10 protein-coding genes are annotated in these 16,074 nt (G+C 65.6%); 1 reads left to right on the top strand and 9 read right to left on the bottom strand.

Annotation, left to right across the window (positions count from 1 at the left end; genetic code table 11):
* Nucleotides 1–87 precede the first annotated feature (87 nt).
* A complete protein-coding gene (glgB, locus tag RAC97_RS19980) occupies nt 88–2,298 on the top strand; it encodes a 1,4-alpha-glucan branching protein GlgB (RefSeq protein WP_375097569.1) in 2,211 nt (736 codons plus the stop codon).
* A gap of 125 nt (nt 2,299–2,423) precedes the next feature.
* On the opposite strand, the gene RAC97_RS19975 is transcribed toward glgB, so the two are convergent.
* From RAC97_RS19975 to RAC97_RS19935, 9 genes are all read right to left on the bottom strand, one after another.
* Nucleotides 2,424–3,497 carry an autotransporter domain-containing protein gene (locus tag RAC97_RS19975; protein WP_375097570.1) on the bottom strand — a complete coding sequence of 358 codons (1,074 nt, stop codon included), beginning with the start codon at nt 3,495–3,497 and terminating at the stop codon, nt 2,424–2,426.
* 465 nt (nt 3,498–3,962) lie between these two features.
* On the bottom strand, nt 3,963–6,116 hold the full coding sequence (gene glgX, locus RAC97_RS19970) for a glycogen debranching protein GlgX (RefSeq protein WP_375097571.1): 2,154 nt from the start codon (nt 6,114–6,116) through the stop codon (nt 3,963–3,965).
* A gap of 100 nt (nt 6,117–6,216) precedes the next feature.
* Nucleotides 6,217–6,507, bottom strand: a complete 291-nt coding sequence (locus RAC97_RS19965) for a DUF2934 domain-containing protein (protein WP_375097572.1) — start codon at nt 6,505–6,507, stop codon at nt 6,217–6,219.
* A complete protein-coding gene (locus RAC97_RS19960; protein ID WP_375097573.1) occupies nt 6,504–9,299 on the bottom strand; it encodes a malto-oligosyltrehalose synthase in 2,796 nt (931 codons plus the stop codon). The genes RAC97_RS19965 and RAC97_RS19960 overlap by 4 nt, the downstream gene beginning before the upstream one ends.
* A complete protein-coding gene (gene malQ, locus RAC97_RS19955) occupies nt 9,296–11,365 on the bottom strand; it encodes a 4-alpha-glucanotransferase (RefSeq protein ID WP_375097574.1) in 2,070 nt (689 codons plus the stop codon). The genes RAC97_RS19960 and malQ overlap by 4 nt, the downstream gene beginning before the upstream one ends.
* Nucleotides 11,362–13,104 carry a malto-oligosyltrehalose trehalohydrolase gene (treZ, locus tag RAC97_RS19950; RefSeq protein WP_375097575.1) on the bottom strand — a complete coding sequence of 581 codons (1,743 nt, stop codon included), beginning with the start codon at nt 13,102–13,104 and terminating at the stop codon, nt 11,362–11,364. The genes malQ and treZ overlap by 4 nt, the downstream gene beginning before the upstream one ends.
* Nucleotides 13,105–13,119: 15 nt before the next feature.
* Entirely contained in the window at nt 13,120–14,679 is a 1,560-nt protein-coding gene (gene glgA / locus RAC97_RS19945) for a glycogen synthase GlgA (RefSeq protein WP_375097576.1), read from the bottom strand.
* Nucleotides 14,680–15,214: 535 nt separating this feature from the next.
* The gene (locus tag RAC97_RS19940; protein ID WP_375097577.1) at nt 15,215–15,670 is read right to left on the bottom strand and encodes an SgcJ/EcaC family oxidoreductase; all 456 of its coding nucleotides are present in this window, start codon (nt 15,668–15,670) and stop codon (nt 15,215–15,217) included.
* 89 nt (nt 15,671–15,759) lie between these two features.
* Complete coding sequence (locus RAC97_RS19935; protein WP_375097578.1) at nt 15,760–15,927, bottom strand: DUF6026 family protein; 168 nt, start codon at nt 15,925–15,927, stop codon at nt 15,760–15,762.
* Nucleotides 15,928–16,074 lie beyond the last annotated feature (147 nt).

Genomic DNA, 16,074 nt, shown 5'->3' with positions numbered 1-16,074 from the left:
TGTGCCCCGGTTCGCGGCGGTTCGGCGTTCCGACAAGCCCGCTCCTGCAGGTACGACTTATGAGCACACATGGAAAGGGGCAGTGAAATGAATGCAACAACGCGTGATAACGGTGGCCTTCGGCAACGGGACATCGACGCCCTGGCCCGCGCCGAGCACGCCGACCCCTTCGCGGTACTGGGAACCCACGGCGATGGCGCCGGTGGCGTGTTCGTGCGCGCCTTCCTGCCCAACGCCTTGAGCGTACGGGTTCTTGCACGCCAGGACGGGCGTCTGCTGGGCGAGATGCAACAGGGTAGTCTCCCCGGCCTGTTCACCTTGCACCTGGACGAGGCCCAGCCCTACCAATTGCAGGTCAGTTGGCCCGGCGGCGAGCAAGTCACCGAAGACCCCTACAGCTTCGGCCCGCAACTGGGCGAGATGGACCTGTACCTGTTCGCCGAGGGCAACCACCGCGACCTGTCTGGGCGCTTCGGCGCGCAGCCCACCCAGGTCGAGGGCATCGACGGGGTGCTGTTCTCGGTGTGGGCGCCGAATGCCCGGCGCGTGTCGGTGGTAGGTGACTTCAACAACTGGGACGGCCGCCGCCACCCCATGCGCCTGCGCCACAACGCCGGGGTATGGGAGCTGTTCGTGCCGCGCCTGGCGGTGGGCGAAACCTACAAGTTCGAGGTGCTGGGCCGCGACGGCGTGCTGCCGCTCAAGGCCGACCCCCTGGCTCGCGCCACCGAGCTGCCGCCGAGCACCGCGTCAAAGGTCGCGGGGCCATTGCAGCATCAATGGCGCGACCACGACTGGATGCAGCAGCGCGCCCAGCGCCATGCCTACAACGCGCCGCTGTCGATCTACGAACTGCACGCCGGCTCCTGGCGCTGTGAGCTGGACGACGGCGGTGAGTTGGTGCGCTTCTACAACTGGCACGAGCTGGCCGAGCGCCTGGTGCCCTATGTGCAGGAGCTGGGCTTCACCCACATCGAGTTGCTGCCGATCATGGAGCATCCGTTCGGCGGCTCCTGGGGCTACCAGCCGCTGTCGCTGTTCGCGCCCACCTCGCGCTATGGCAGCGCCGAGGACTTTGCCGCCTTTATCGATGCCTGCCACCAGGGTGGCATCGGGGTGATCCTCGACTGGGTGCCGGCGCATTTCCCCACCGACGAACACGGCCTGGCACGTTTCGACGGTACTGCGCTGTATGAATACGACAACCCTCACGAAGGCTTCCACCAGGATTGGAACACGCTGATCTACAACCTCGGCCGTAACGAGGTGCGCGGCTTCATGCTGGCCTCGGCGCTGCACTGGCTCAAGCATTTCCACATCGATGGCCTGCGCGTCGATGCGGTGGCCTCGATGCTTTACCGCGACTACTCGCGCAAGGCCGGCGAATGGGTGCCCAACCGCCACGGCGGGCGCGAGAACCTCGAGGCCATCGACTTCATCCGCCAGCTCAACGACATCGCTGCCTTCGAGGTGCCTGGCGCGTTGGTGATCGCCGAGGAATCCACGGCCTGGCCCGGCGTCAGCCAGCCGACCCAGCAGGGCGGCCTGGGCTTTGCCTACAAGTGGAACATGGGTTGGATGCACGACACCCTGCACTACATCCAGAACGACCCTATCCACCGCACCTACCATCACAACGAGATGAGCTTCGGGCTGATCTACGCCTATTCCGAGCATTTCATCCTGCCGATCTCCCACGACGAAGTGGTGCACGGCAAGCATTCGCTGATCGACAAGATGCCGGGTGACCGTTGGCAGAAGTTCGCCAACCTGCGGGCCTACCTGACCTTCATGTGGATGCACCCTGGCAAGAAGCTGCTGTTCATGGGTTGTGAGTTCGGCCAGTGGCGCGAATGGAACCACGATCAGCAGTTGGACTGGTACTTGCTCCAGTATTCGGAACACCAAGGCGTACAGAAGCTGGTCGGCGACTTGAACCGCCTGTACCGCGAGCAACCTGCGTTGCACGAGCAGGACTGCCTGCCCCAGGGCTTCCAGTGGCTGATCGGCGATGACGCGCAAAACAGCGTGTATGCCTGGTTGCGCTGGAGCAGCAATGGAGAGCCGCTGCTGGTGGTGGCCAACTTCACCCCGGTGCCGCGCGAGGGGTATCGCATCGGCGTGCCGTTCGGTGAGCAGTGGCAGGAGCTGCTCAATAGCGATGCCGAGCTGTATGCCGGCAGCAATCTCGGCAACCTCGGGGCGGTGACCAGTGAGGCGTTGCCCAGCCACGGGCAGCCGTTGTCGCTGGCGCTGAACCTGCCGCCGCTCGGGGTATTGGTGATGAAACCGAGCTAATCGGCGATATCGCTACCTGTAGGAGCGGGCCTGCCCGCGAAGCATTCACCGCGTTGCATGGCCAGGGCTTGGCCCTGGTTCGCGGGCAACGGTTCCTACAGGGCGCGTGCCATTGTTGTGGGCGGTCACCAACGCATCCGCACCCCAAGGCTACCGATCAGCCCATTCAAGTCGTTGTCGTCCACATCGCTGCTGTAGTCGGCACTGACGAACAGCGCCACCTTCGGCGTGACCCGTGCCACCAGTCCCAATCCCAATTCCACGGTGGCCGAGCTGCGCGAACTGGAGATCTTGTCTACCTGGTCCAGCTTGACCGCCTCGGCATTGCTGAAGTCGTACCACACGTTGGTACGTACGTAGGGTTCGATGGGCATGCCGCGCACCTCGTAGCGCGCTGACAGCTTGGCCCCCACTCGGCCGCTCCAGCTCGGCTGGCTGTCGAATGCCTGCAGGGTCTCGGCCTGGGCCTGGCTGCCGGGGAAGAACTGTTGGTTGATCAACTGCGCCTGGGGCTCGATCACCCACCCGCCGCCCAGCCCGATGGGGTAGCCGCCCTCTACCGAGAAGGTCATCGCATGGCCACTGTCGTCCAGGCGCTTGCCGTTCTCGCCACGGCCATTGACGTCGATGCGCGTGCCCATGGCCACTGCGTCCAGGTGCCAGCCTTGGTCATGGGTCATGCTCCAGTACACGCCGAGGCTCTCGCCGCTAAGGTTTACCGCATTGCGCTGCTTGTCGCCCAGCAGCGGACGCATGCCGTTGAAGCTGCTTTGCAGGTTGTTGTGGCCGACGAAGATCCCGGCGCGGTGCACGTTGCCGGCAGCGGTTTCGCGCACGAACAGGTCCGGGCCGATCAACAGCTGCTGGCTGGGTGCTTCCAGCTGGGCAGGGGCGTTCTGGCGGCTGCCCACGCCCGGAAAGAACTGCGCCCACTGGCTGGCGGTGAGATTGCTGGGCAGTGGCCCGTGGCGCTCGGCCATGCGCTCGGAGAACGCCTGCAAGGTGCCGAGGCCTAGCCCGCTGGCATTGACCGGGTCAAGCGACAGCTGCGGCATCCGCGGTTGCGCCAGCAAGTTGCCCAAGGGTGGGGCGTCGTTGAGGTCGAAGGCGTAGGTTTCCACCGGGGTTGCCAGAAGCAGCGACGTGGAAACCGCACAGAACAGACACTCGAAACGGGATGGAATCGATGCTCGTTTCATGGCGGATCTCCTGTTTTTATGAGTAACAGCCAAGGCCTGGCGTGATGTCACGAGCTGTACGACACAAAAACAGTGGGCGACCCAAACCAGCGCGCGGGGCCTTCAGGCGCGCGCGCAAAGGCGCGTGCTAGAGGCTCGGCGCGAAATTTTCGCAGTGGGCGATATGTTCAGCTAAGGAGACGGCGAGGCTTGCGTCAAGAAACGGTGAAAAGAACGTGATAGCGCCATCGAGGGTGCTAATTCATTGAATAGGCTGAAATTTGATTGGGCTATAGCGGGGAAGGTTCTTTGCCCGGCATCTGCTATATCGAAACGTTGCTAGAACCCTGCGGGTGCTCGGCAGGTGGAGGTGCGGGCTTGCCTGCGAACCAGGGCACAAGCCCTGGCCATACACCGCAGCGCATGGCACCGGCTGCGCCAGTGTTCGCGGGCACGCTCGCGCCTACAGGGTCCGCGTCGAGCGGCTCAGTCTTCTTCGCGCTGCAACGCCATCAGCAGCAATGAGCGGCCCTGCACCTCGAACTGGGTTTCGAACGCCAGGTGCTGCGGCTTTCGCAATTGCGGCCGATCGGTGTCGACCAGGCAGCTCCAGTAGTCGCCCTCCGGCACCGTCGGCAGCAGGAAGGGCACGGTGTCGTGGTGGGCGTTGACGATCAGCAGCAAGGTCGCCTCCGCGCCGGGGCGGGCGATGCCGCTGACCTGGGCGCGGCCATCCATGAGCATGCCCAGGCAGCGGCCATGGGGGTCGTGCCATTGCTCCACGCCCATCTCGCTGCCATCGGGGGCCAGCCAGGTGACGTCCTTGACCCCGATCGCCTCGTTGTAGTCGCCCACCAGGAAACGCGAGCGGCGCAGCACCGGGTAGGCCAGGCGCAGCTTGGTCAGGCGCTTGACGAAGGCCAGCAACTGCGTGCCGTCCTCGTCCAGGTCCCAGTTGACCCAGCCGATCTCGCTGTCCTGGCAGTAGGCATTGTTGTTGCCATGTTGGGTGCGGCTGAACTCATCGCCCGCGACGATCATCGGCGTGCCCTGGGCGAACAGCAGGGTGGCGAAGAAATTGCGCATCTGGCGCATGCGCAGTGCATTGATCTCAGGGTCGTCGGTGGGGCCTTCGGCGCCGCAGTTCCACGACAGGTTGTTGCTGGTGCCGTCCTGGTTGTTTTCGTCGTTGTCCTCGTTGTGCTTCTCGTTGTACGACACCAGGTCGCGCAGGGTGAAGCCGTCATGCGCGGTGATGAAGTTCACCGAGGCATAGGGGCGCCGGCCCCGGTTGTTGAACAGGTCGCCCGAGGCGGTCATGCGCGAGGCGAAGTCGGCCAGCTGGCCTTCGTCGCCTTTCCAGAAGGCGCGCACGGTGTCGCGGAAACGGTCGTTCCACTCCGCCCAGCCCGGTGCGAAGTTGCCCACCTGGTAGCCTCCTGGGCCGCAGTCCCAGGGCTCGGCGATCAGCTTGACCTGGCTGAGCAGGGGGTCCTGGCGGCAGGCCACGAGGAAGCTGTGGCGCTCGTTGTAGCCATCGTGATAGCGGCCGAGGATGGTCGCCAGGTCGAAGCGGAAACCGTCCACGTGCATTTCGCCGGCCCAGTAGCGCAGCGAGTCGGTGACCAGTTGCAGCACGCAGGGGTGGCTGAGGTCGAGGGTGTTGCCGGTGCCGGAATCGTTGATGTAGAAGCGCTTGTCGTCGGGCATCAGGCGGTAATAGGAGGCATTGTCGATCCCACGCATCGACAGAGTCGGACCCAGCTCGTTGCCCTCGGCGGTGTGGTTGTAGACCACATCGAGAATCACCTCCAGGCCCGCGTCATGCAGGTGCGCGACCATCTCCTTGAACTCGGCGATCTTGCCGCTGGCCAGGTACTTGGGGTGCGGTGCGAAGAAGGCGATGCTGTTGTAGCCCCAGTAATTGTTCAGGCCCTTTTGCAGCAGGTGCTGGTCATTGACGAAGGCATGGATCGGCAGCAGCTCGATGCTGGACACGCCGAGCGCCTTGATATGCCCCAGCAGCTCGTCGTTGGCCAGGCCCGCGAAGGTGCCGCGCAGGTGCTCGGGCACCGCCGGGTGGCGCATGCTGATGCCGCGGGTGTGGGCTTCGTAGACGATGGTGCGTTCCCAGGGAATCTGCACGCGCTGGTCGCGGCCCCAGGTGAACGCCGGGTCGATCACCTTGCACTTGGGCACGAATGGCGCGCTGTCGCGCTCATCGAACGAGAGGTCGCCATCGGGGTGGCCGATGGTGTAGCCGAACAGCGCTTCGGACCATTTCAGCGTGCCCACCAGTTGCTTGGCGTAGGGGTCGATCAACAGCTTGTTAGGGTTGAAGCGGTGGCCGTTCTCGGGCTCGTACGGGCCATGCACGCGATAGCCATAGACCAGGCCGGGGTGGGCATCGGGCAAATAGCCATGGAAGATTTCGTCGGTGTACTCGGGCAGTTCGATGCGTTCGATTTCCTGCTCGCCGCTGGGGTCGAACAGGCACAGCTCGACCTTGGTGGCGTTGGCCGAGAACAGGGCGAAGTTGACGCCCAGGCCATCCCAGGTGGCACCGAGGGGGAAGGGCAGGCCTTCGCGCAGGCGGGAGGGTGCGATGGCGCGGGTTTTCTTTGGGGTGCGGGGGCTCATGGCGGTCCTCTGTCAGCCTGGAAATGGGGAATATGTCGAGCCCGCTCCTACAGCGGCAGCGGTGTCTCTGCAGGAGCGGGCTTGCCCGCGAAGAGGCTGGTCAGCCCGCTGCGGGCTTCCTGGCCGCCCGCGGCTTTTTCTCGGCCGCAGGCTTGGTGGCGACAGGCTTGGCAGCGACCGGCGCCTTGGGCGCGGCGGCCACCTTCGGCTCGTCAGCCGTTTTCGGCTTGGCGACGGCCTTCTTGCGCGGCGCCGCCTTCGGCGCTAGCGCCTCGGCCTCGGCCAGTTTGCGAGCCATTTCCCAATGGCGTTCCTCCTGGCCTTCGGGCTTACCTTCCGACTCCCAGATCTGATAGGCGAATTCACGAACACGCTTTTCTTCGACACTCATCTCGACGCTCCTGATGTACATGCAGTTTCAAGCAACAAATTGACCGGAAAAACCTCCAGCACATCGCTTAACAACATCTCTCTAGAAGGGCTGACAGCGGTGTGCGGGAAAAGTCCCGTGCAGTTGGCAGGTGACACGTCAAACGGCAGAACCAGCCGGGTATCGTCCCAGTTCTGTGCCGGGATCAACGGGATGGTGGCATCGCCCAGCAGGCGGCTTGCCAACCGAGGTACCACGACGATGGCGCGTTCGCCTTCGCCGAGGCGGGCGAAGGCCAGCACCTTGTCGGCATGACGACCACGCACGTTCAGCGGCAGGTAGGCGCCGCGCTGGAACAGGGCAGGGTGGGCCTGGCGCAGGTTCAGCACCCGGGCCACCAGCGCCTGCTTGATGCGTCCGTCTTGCCAGTGGCCGAGCAGCTCGCCCAGTGGCGCGGAGTCATCCAGACTGGCCCGTCGGCAAGCGTAGTCCACCGGGCGGCGATTGTCCGGGTCGACCAGGCTCAGGTCCCAGTATTCGTTGCCTTGGTACAGGTCGGGCACCCCTGGGACGGTCATGCGCAACAGGCATTGGACCAAGCCGTTGAGCGCACCGGCGCAGGCGATACGCTGCGCAGCCGTGGCCAGCGAATGGCGCAATTGCTGGTGGTCTGCCTCAAGCAGCAGGCCGTCGACGAAGGCTGCGCAGCTTTGTTCGTAACCTTCGTTCGGCGCGCTCCAACTGCTGCGCAGCTTGGCCTCGCGCAGGGCCTTCTGCTGCCATTGGCGCACGCGCTCGGCGAACTGTTGCAAACCCTGCGGGTCGTGTTCGCCGAGGTTCAGCGGCCAGCTGGCGAGCAGGGTCTGGTACAGCATCAACTCGTCCCCGGCGCTCGGCGCGGGGCCATCCTCCAGCGTCTCGCGCAGCGGCGCGGCCAACGCCTGCCAATGCGCCACGCGGCTGGCCAGCCAGTCGGCGCGTTCGCTCAGCACTGCCAGGCGCGCACGGCAGTCCTCGCCGCGCTTGTGGTCGTGGGTGGCGGTGGCCAGCAGGCTGTCTGGGAAATCGTGCAGGCGGCGCTGGCATTCGCTGTGAAACTGCTCGGGCGTGCTGCTGAATCGCCCGGGCTCGAAACCGACGTCGTTGCGCGACAGCAAGCGTGCGCTGCGGTAGAAGGCGGTGTCCTCCACAGCCTTCGCGGCGCTAGGGGCAGTCAGTTGCTGGAAGCGCACGCAGGCGTGGCGCAGGTGCTTGCGCGGGCGGCCCGGCGGCAGTTGGCGCCAGGGTTGCCCGCCCAGCCAGCGTTGCAGGTGATCGAGCAGTGGCCAGTCGGCTTCGCCCAGGGACTGCCGGGCACCGGCCAGGGCCTGCTGGAAGAACGCCTCGTCTTCGGCGGGGCGCCCGCAGGCATTGATGTAGGTACGGTACACCGGATAGTGCTCGACCAGCGCCTGCAAGGCACGGCGGATCGCGCCCAGGGTGAGGTCGCGGGTCATGAGGTCGTCGCGGGCCACCTGCAACAGGGCCTGGGCCACCGATTCGCAGTCGCCGGCCAGGCTGGCGTTGAGCACCAGGCGGCGGGCGTTGCGCACTTCCTCGTCGAAGGGCGGGCGTTCGCTGACGGCGGTCCACAGCTCGGTCAGCGGCGCTTCGCCGAGCGGGTCGTGCTGCAGCAGCGACACCTGGTTCATGAATTCGTAGCCGGTGGTGCCGTCGGTGAGCCAGTCGCGGTGCAGGGTTTCACCTTCGCCGAGGATCTTTTCGACGTAGATCGGGAAGTGTTCCAGCGCCGCCGCTTGTGGCCTGCGGGCCAGCAAGCCGTCGACCCGTCGGCGCAGGTTGCGGCAGTAGCGGCGTGGGTCGGCCAGCCCGTCGATATGGTCGATACGCAGGCCGTCGACCAGGCCGCGCTCTATCAGCTCGAACAGCTTGGCGTGGGTAGCTTCGAACACCACGGCACGCTCCACCCGCAAGCCGCCGAGTTCGTTGATGTCGAAGAAGCGCCGCCAGTTGATGTCGTCGGCGGCGGTGCGCCAGCTGGCCAGGCGGTAGGTTTGGCGCTCCAACAGCACGTGCAGGCGCTTGAAGCCCGGCTCGGTGCGGCTGTCGAAGGCGGCAAGCGCAGGTTCCAGGCTGGCGCCGGCGTTCACCAGGCGTGCCAGCTCTGCGTGCAGGGGCTGGGCCTCGGCCAATGGCTCGGCGGCTTCGTGCAAGGTCGCGAACTGCTGGGCCAGGGCGCGCAGGCGCGGGTCCTCGGCATGCCCGAGGATGCGCCCGTAGTCCAGCGGGCAGATGGGGAAACGGTGTTCGTAGTGGGCGATTTCCAGCACGCCCTGGCCGCTGTCGAAGCTCAGCGGGATCGTGCCTTCCTGCAACGCCACGCCGTAGTCGCTGCCCAGGAACGGCAGCAGCAACTGGCCGGCCAGCAGCGGGTCGCTGGAGTGCCACTGGATGTCGAAGAACTCTGCATAAGGGCTGCGTCGGCCCCAGGCCAGCAAGCTCTGCCACCAGGGGTTGTCGGCACCGCCCACGGCCATGTGGTTGGACACGGTGTCGAGGATCAGGCCCATATCATGCTGGCGCAGCGTGTTCACCAGGCGCAGCAACGCCGCTTCGCCGCCAAGCTCCGGGTTGACCTGGGTGGGGTCGACCACGTCATAGCCATGTCGGGAACCGGCACGGGCCTTGAGGATCGGCGAGGCGTACAGGTGGCTGATGCCCAGCCGGGCAAAGTAGGGCACCAGGGGGATTGCGTCATCCAGAGTGAAATCGCTGTGCAATTGCAGGCGCAATGTCGCGGTCAAGGGCTTCATCGGTCACGCTCCCAGGCTTGTTCGCGGGCCTGGGCCAGCAGCTCCAGGCGCCGGGCGGCGTGCGTGTCGTCGAGTAATTCGCGCACCGGCTGGGCGAAGCGCCGGCGCCAGTTCGGGTGGCCATCGGTGGTGCCGGGCAGGTTGGGTTGCTCATCGTTGCCCAACAGGTCTTCCAGAGGGACCAGCACCAGTGGCGCGCGGGTATGGCCGACGTAGCGGATGGCGGCGTCGATCAGGGCGTCGTCGTCGGCCAGCACGCCGTAGTTGCTTTCCAGGGTGCGCCGCAGGCCAGCACGCTCGGCCTGGCGCTCGTGGCGCCAATGCAGTTCGGTTGCTGCGTCGATCAGTTTCAAGCGGTGTTGCCAGTCGATATCGCGGTCTTGCAGCCAGCCGGCCAGCGGCGCCAGGTCGTGGGTGCCGGTGGTGGCCAGGGCGTTGTCGGGCCAGTCGAGGATCGCCTTGAAATGCCCGGGTGCGCTCTGCTCGAAGGGCAGTACGCGCATGCCCAGCACGGCCTTTTCCGCCAGCTGTTCGCGCAGGCCTTCGGGGACCGTGCCCAGGTCTTCGCCAAGGATCACCGCCTGGTGGCGCACCGACTCCAGTGCCAGCAGGCGCAGCAGGTCTTCGAGCGGGTAATGCAGGTAGGCGCCCTCGCTGGGCTTGGCGCCCCGGGGAATCAGCCATAGCCGACGCAGGCCCATGACATGGTCGATGCGCAGGCCACCGGCATGGGCCAGGTTGGCCCGCAGCATTTCGATGAACGCGCGGTAGCCATGGCGCTTGAGGCCTTGTGGCGAGAAAGCGCAGATCCCCCAGTCCTGGCCGGCGCGGTTGAGGATATCCGGCGGTGCGCCGACCTTGAGGTCGGCCAGCAGCTCGTCCTGGCGACTCCAGGCCTGGCTTCCGGCACCATCGGCACCGACCGCCAGGTCCGCCACCAGGCCGATGGCCATGCCGTTGCTGCGTGCCGCCTGCTGGGCACGTTGCAGGCCGCGTTCGGTCAGCCATTGGCAGAACGCCTGGAATTCGATCCGCGCCGGGTACGTATCGGCGAACGCCTCGACTTCGGGGTGATAGGGGTCGTGCCAGGCGGCGGGCCAGCGTCGCCAGTCGGCGCCCAGGCCTTGCTCGACGGCTTCGGCCTGCAGCACCTCGAAGCGGCAGTGGTGCTCCAGGGCCTGGCCGCCTGCGGCGCGAAACCGTTCGAAGTCTTCGCGCAGCGGGTGCTCGCCGTGGCTGAAGTCCTTGTACAGCGCTTGCAGTAACTGTTGCCGGGCATAGGCGGCGCGGGGCCAGTCGACCAGCGGCTGTTGCTCGAGGTCTTCAAGGGTTTGCGACAGGTCGCAGGCCTCGATGGCCATGCGCACTGCACGTTCGCCGAGGATCGCCGCAGGGCTGGCGTACAGGGTGTTGAGCAGTAGGCGGCTGGAGGGCGAGTAGGGGCTGTAGTGCTGTTGGTCGAAGACCGAAAGGGCATGGATCGGGCTAATGGCCAGCGCATCGGCGCCGCGCTCGGCAGCACTGCGCGCCAGTTGCTCCAGGGCCAGGCAGTCGCCATAGCCGCCGTCACCGGGGCGTCGCAGGCTGTACAGCTGCACGGCCAGGCCCCAGCGCCGTGCCGGGGGCTGTTCCACGCTGTCATCCAGGCTGAAGCAGCGCGCTGGCGCCACGGCGACGGTGAAGGTGCGGCCATCGATCAGCAGTTGGTGGTAGCCCAGGGGCAGTTCGCCAGGTAGTTGTGCCTGGGCATCGAGCCGGATGGCCAGGTGGCTGCCGTCTTCCAGGGTGCAGTCCACCGCGCTGTTGGCGGCGAACCAGTGTGACAACGCCAGCGGCGTGCCCACTTCGGTGGTCAGGAGTGGCGGCAGGTGCTCGCTGTCGTCGGCCTGTTCCAGCGCCGCGAGGCTACTGGCGATGGCGCGGTCGTCGTGGGCGGCGTGGCCGAGGGCTTCGAGCACCCGGCGCAGTACATCGTCATTGACCTGTTGCGGGCGGTTGTTGGCATCGACCCAGTCGCGGGCCAAGCCTGCGCGGGCGGCCAGTTGGTGCAGCGGCAGTTCGCTCATGGAGTCTCCAGGCCAGGGGCAAGCAGGCTGGCCACGCAGCTGTAGGCGGCCAGGGTGCAATCGGGGTGGGCGTTGTCGCTGCTGTCGAACAGGCGCCAGCGGGTGTCGGGCAGGGTCGCTGGCTGCGGGTGCGGGGCCAGGTTCAGGTCGATACGCAGCTCGCTGCCATCGCCCAGGCGCCAGCGTGCGGTCAGCGCTTGTTCGCCCAGCACCTCGCAGCCCAAGGCCTGGGCGCCGGGCAGGTGCGGGGTGATGTAGCGCTGGCGCAGCTGGAGCAGTTGCTGGTACAGGCCGTGCCAGCCGGCCAGTACATCCTCGGCACCGGGGCGCGAGGCCTCGAAGGTTTCGTAGGCGTTGGGGTCGGGAATGCGGGCGCGCTGCGCTGGGTCGTTGAATGCGGCGAAATGGGCGAACTCGCCACGACGGCCTTCGCGCACGGCATCGGCCAGCTCATCGTGGAAATCGGTGAAGAACAGGAACGGTTGGCGACTGCCTTCTTCATCGCCCATGAACAGCAACGGGATCATGGGCGCCAGCAGCAACAGCCCGGTGGCCGCGCGCAACGCCTGGGGCGGGCACAGGCGGCTCAAGCGTTCGCCCAGGGCGCGGTTGCCGATCTGATCGTGGTTCTGCAAGAACAGGACGAATGAGGTGGGCGGCAGGTGCGCGCTGGGTTCGCCGCGCGGCGTGCCATGCCGGTTGGGCTGGCCCTGGAATACGAAACCTTCGCCCAGGCAGCGGGCCAACTGGTCGATGGGGCGGTGCTGGTAGTCGGCGTAGTAGCCCTCGGTCTCCCCGGTCAGCAGCACGTGCAGGGCGTTGTGTCCGTCGTCGTTCCATTGGGCGTCGAAGCCCTGTTCCAGCAGCCCAGCCTGGTTGTGCTCGTTTTCCAGCACCAGCCACACCTGGCGTCCGGGCTCGACCGCGGCGCGCACGCGCTCGGCCAGTTCCACCAGGAAATCCGGTTGGTCGATGGCGTGCACCGCGTCCAGGCGCAGGCCGTCGATACGGTAGTCGCACAACCACATCAGGGCGTTCTGGATGAAGAACTCGCGCACCTCGGCGCGGCGAAAATCGATGGCGGCGCCCCAAGGGGTCTGGCGATCTTCGCGAAAGAATGGCCCGGCGTACTGGTGCAGGAAGTTGCCGTCCGGACCGAAGTGGTTGTAGACCACGTCCACGAGCACCATCAGGCCGTGGCCGTGGGCCTGGTCGACCAGTTGGCAGAGTTCGTGGGGGCGGCCATAGCTGTTGTGCGCGGCGAACGGCAGCACGCCGTCATAGCCCCAGTTGCGCTGTCCGGGAAACTGCGCGAGGGGCATCAGCTCGATCGCCGTGATGCCCAGCGCGGCCAGGCGTGGCAGGTGCTTGGCGATACCTGTGTAGCCGCCGAGCAGCCCAGCGTGCAGCTCCAGGATCACCGCCTCGTGCCAGGGGCGTCCGCGCCAGGGGTGACGCCAGTTGAAGTCGGCCAGGCTCACCAGTTCGCTGGGGCCGTGGACGCCTTCGGGCTGGTAGCGCGAGGCCGGGTCGGGCACATCGTGTTGCTCATCGACACGGTAGTGGTAGCGCGTGCCGGGCGGGCAGGCCGCGATGGCGCTGAACCAGCCAGTGCCATCGGGCTGCATCTCGATCGCTGCGTGTTGGTGCAAGTGCACGCTCACGCGGTGCGCATCCGGTGCCCAAAGGGCGAAGCGCGCCGACGTGGCGTCCAGCGAGTGTGCGCCATGCTTGTGCATTGTTCGGCCCCTCGTTCAGTAGTGGCCGACGCGAACCTGGTGCACCAGCTCCTCGTACAGCCGGGCGTAGGGTTCCACCGCCTGGCACCAGTTGAAGGGTTGGGTCATCGACAGGCAGCGCATGGCGTGCAGCAGGTCCTTCTTCTCATAGACATAGAAGGCTCGGCTCAGCGCTTCGCGATAGCTCTCGACAGTGGATTCGTCGAACAGGAAACCGGTCACGCCGTTCTCGATGGTGTCGGCCAACCCGCCGGTATTGCGCGCTACCGGCAGCGAGCCGAAACGCTGCGCGTACATCTGGCTCAGCCCGCAAGGCTCGTAACGCGACGGCATGAGCAGGAAGTCGCTGCCAGCGAACATGCGCCGGGCATCGGTCTCGTTGAAACCGATGTTCACCCCGATGCGCCCTGGGTGACGCTGGGCCAGCTCGCGCATGGCCTGCTCTTCCTCGGGTTCGCCACGGCCGATAATGGCGATCTGGCCGCCTTGTTCGACGATGTAGTCGGCCACTCCCAGGGTCAGGTCCAGGCCCTTCTGGTAGACCAGGCGCGAGACCACGGCGAACAGCGGGCCTTCGGACGGGTCGAGGCCGAACAGGGCGCGGACTTCGTCGCTGTTGCGGGCCTTGCCTTCCCAGTCGTTGAGGCTGAAGTTGTGTTGCAGATGCTGGTCGGTGGCCGAGTCCCAGCTCTCGTCGATGCCGTTGGGAATACCGCCGAGCAGCCCTTGTTCGGCCTTGCTGGCCAGGAAACCGTCGAGGCCGCAGCCGAACTCGGGGGTGGTGATTTCCCGGGCATAGGTGGCGCTGACCGTGGTGATGTGGCTGGAGTAGGCAAGGCCGGCCTTGAGGAACGACAGTTTGCCGTAGAACTCCATGCCTTCCTGCTGCATGGCGTGCTCGGGAATGGCCAGCTCCGGGCTGCACCCGCGGTTGTACACGCCCTGGTAGGCCAGGTTGTGAATGGTGAACAGGGTTGGGGTCTTCAGGCCGCGCCAGTGCATGTAGGCCGGGGCAAGGCCGGCAGGCCAATCGTGGGCGTGGACCAGGTCCGGCTTCCAGTGAATCATGCCTTCGCCAGCGGCGATTTCCGCGGCAGCCAGGCCCAGGCGGGCGAAGCGGATATGGTTGTCCGGCCAGTCGCGGCCATTGTTGGCGCCATATGGGGTGCCGTCGCGCAGGTAAAGCTCAGGGCAGATCAGCACGTAGATGACCAGGCCGTCGGCGAGGTCCATGCGGCCGATCTTGCACGGTGGCAACGCGGCGTGGCCGCCCAGTTCGCCGACGATATGGATCGGGTTGTCGCTTTCCATCACCTGGCGATAACCGGGAATCAGCACCCGCACGTCGTGCCGATGAGCCAGGGCGCGCGGCAGCGCGGCGGACACATCGCCCAGGCCGCCGGTCTTGACCAGGTCGGCAATTTCCGAGGTGACGAACAGGATCTTGCGGGCGTTCGGGTTATCGCGACGCGGTTTGCTGGGGGCCTTGGCTGTCGGGGCGAAGCCTGGCAGGAGCGGCTCGCGGTGTTCCGGTTTGAATGCATCTACATGAGGTTCGACAGCGGCACTGATCATACTTCTCTCCGTCCTTACGCACGGGTGGCGGGCCACCCATCGTGTTATCTGGTGTTGGTTCTCTCTGATTTTCTGGTCTGTACTGCGTGATGCTTTCCTTGCCCCTGGGTCGTGCGCGCACGCACCGTGCTATCGGCATTCCGGCCGAAGGCACCTGGACGGGTGGGGGTGGGTGAGCCGAGGTCTGGGATTTCCCTTTGCCTGGCCTACTTACTTCCTGACCTGCCCGCTTTTCGGAAAGTTCGACTTTTTTTCCGTGATTTCTTACGAGCAATTAGCGAGCCGAATTTCGAGTGTAGGAGAGGCGGAGCTAAAAAAGTGACCCACTGGTCACTTTTGTTATGAGGCGAGTTAGACGCAAACGTTGGCGGATGTCACAAGATGTGAAAAGGCTTGGGCGGTGGGATAGCAAGGGCTTGCAGGGGGCGTAAGCGTGCCTCGCACCGGTGCGAAAATGCATCGTTTTGGTGCGTTGTTTTGGTGCGTAGGGTCGGCAGGTGCGACGTGCCCGCCCGCAGAACGGGCGGGCCAAGGGTCAACTGCTGGGCAGCAGCGACGAGTGGTGCTGGCTGATCAGCCACTGCTGGCCGTCGAACTGGTAGGTGAAGGTGTAGCGGGCGGCTACCTGCTTGCCGGTGTCGGCGAACTGGAACGTGTACAGCCCGGCCAGGGTGGCCACGTTGCAGCCCGCTTGCAGGTGATGGCTGTCGAGCTGACCCGATGGGCCTTCACTCAAGAAGTGCTCGAAGTAGTCGACTCGCGCGGCGGGTGTCAGCCGTGGGGTCTTCGAGACGGTGGGCAGCAGCACGGCGTCATCGCTGTACAGCGCCGCTACCTTGGCGGCATCGCGGGTTTGCAGGCTGTCGTTCCATTGCTTGAACAAGTCCAGGGCCTGGGCCTGGTCGAGGGCCTGGCAATGGGCTGGCGCGGCTTGGGCTTGCAAGGTGCAGGCGAGCAGGGCGAACGGGAGGAGATACTTCAGGCGGGGCATGGTGAGCTCCAGCAGGGCAGGCACCAGAGGGGTGCCTGCGGCGTGGCTCAGGTTAGGGACGGCAAGAAACGCCAAGTATCAGCGAATGCTTATGCGCTAAGGGACTTTTCGACGTCGCGCGATTGTTGCAGCAGCAGGTTCAGTTGGGCGACCTGGAGGCGCAGCTGGTCGCGTTCGTCTTTCAACTGGCGCAGTTCGTCACGACGAATGGTGACGTAGAGGGTCTGGGTGGGAGTGGCTGGCATTACGGTACCCATGAGCACACCTCGCGGTTTGGCTGGTGACAGGCTTAAGCATAGTCGCTTGCGGCGCGCATTCTGAATTCTTTCGCGATGCTTGGGAACTTTTTTGTTTATCGTGGTCGTGCCGTTCGTCGCTGAACCCTCGGGCCAAGTGCTGGACTA

The sequence above is a fragment of the Pseudomonas sp. LS_2 genome (genome assembly GCF_042709235.1).
GTDB lineage: Bacteria > Pseudomonadota > Gammaproteobacteria > Pseudomonadales > Pseudomonadaceae > Aquipseudomonas.
The sequence above is the reverse complement of the archived record's forward strand: the minus strand, read 5'-3'. Positions and strand labels throughout refer to the sequence as shown.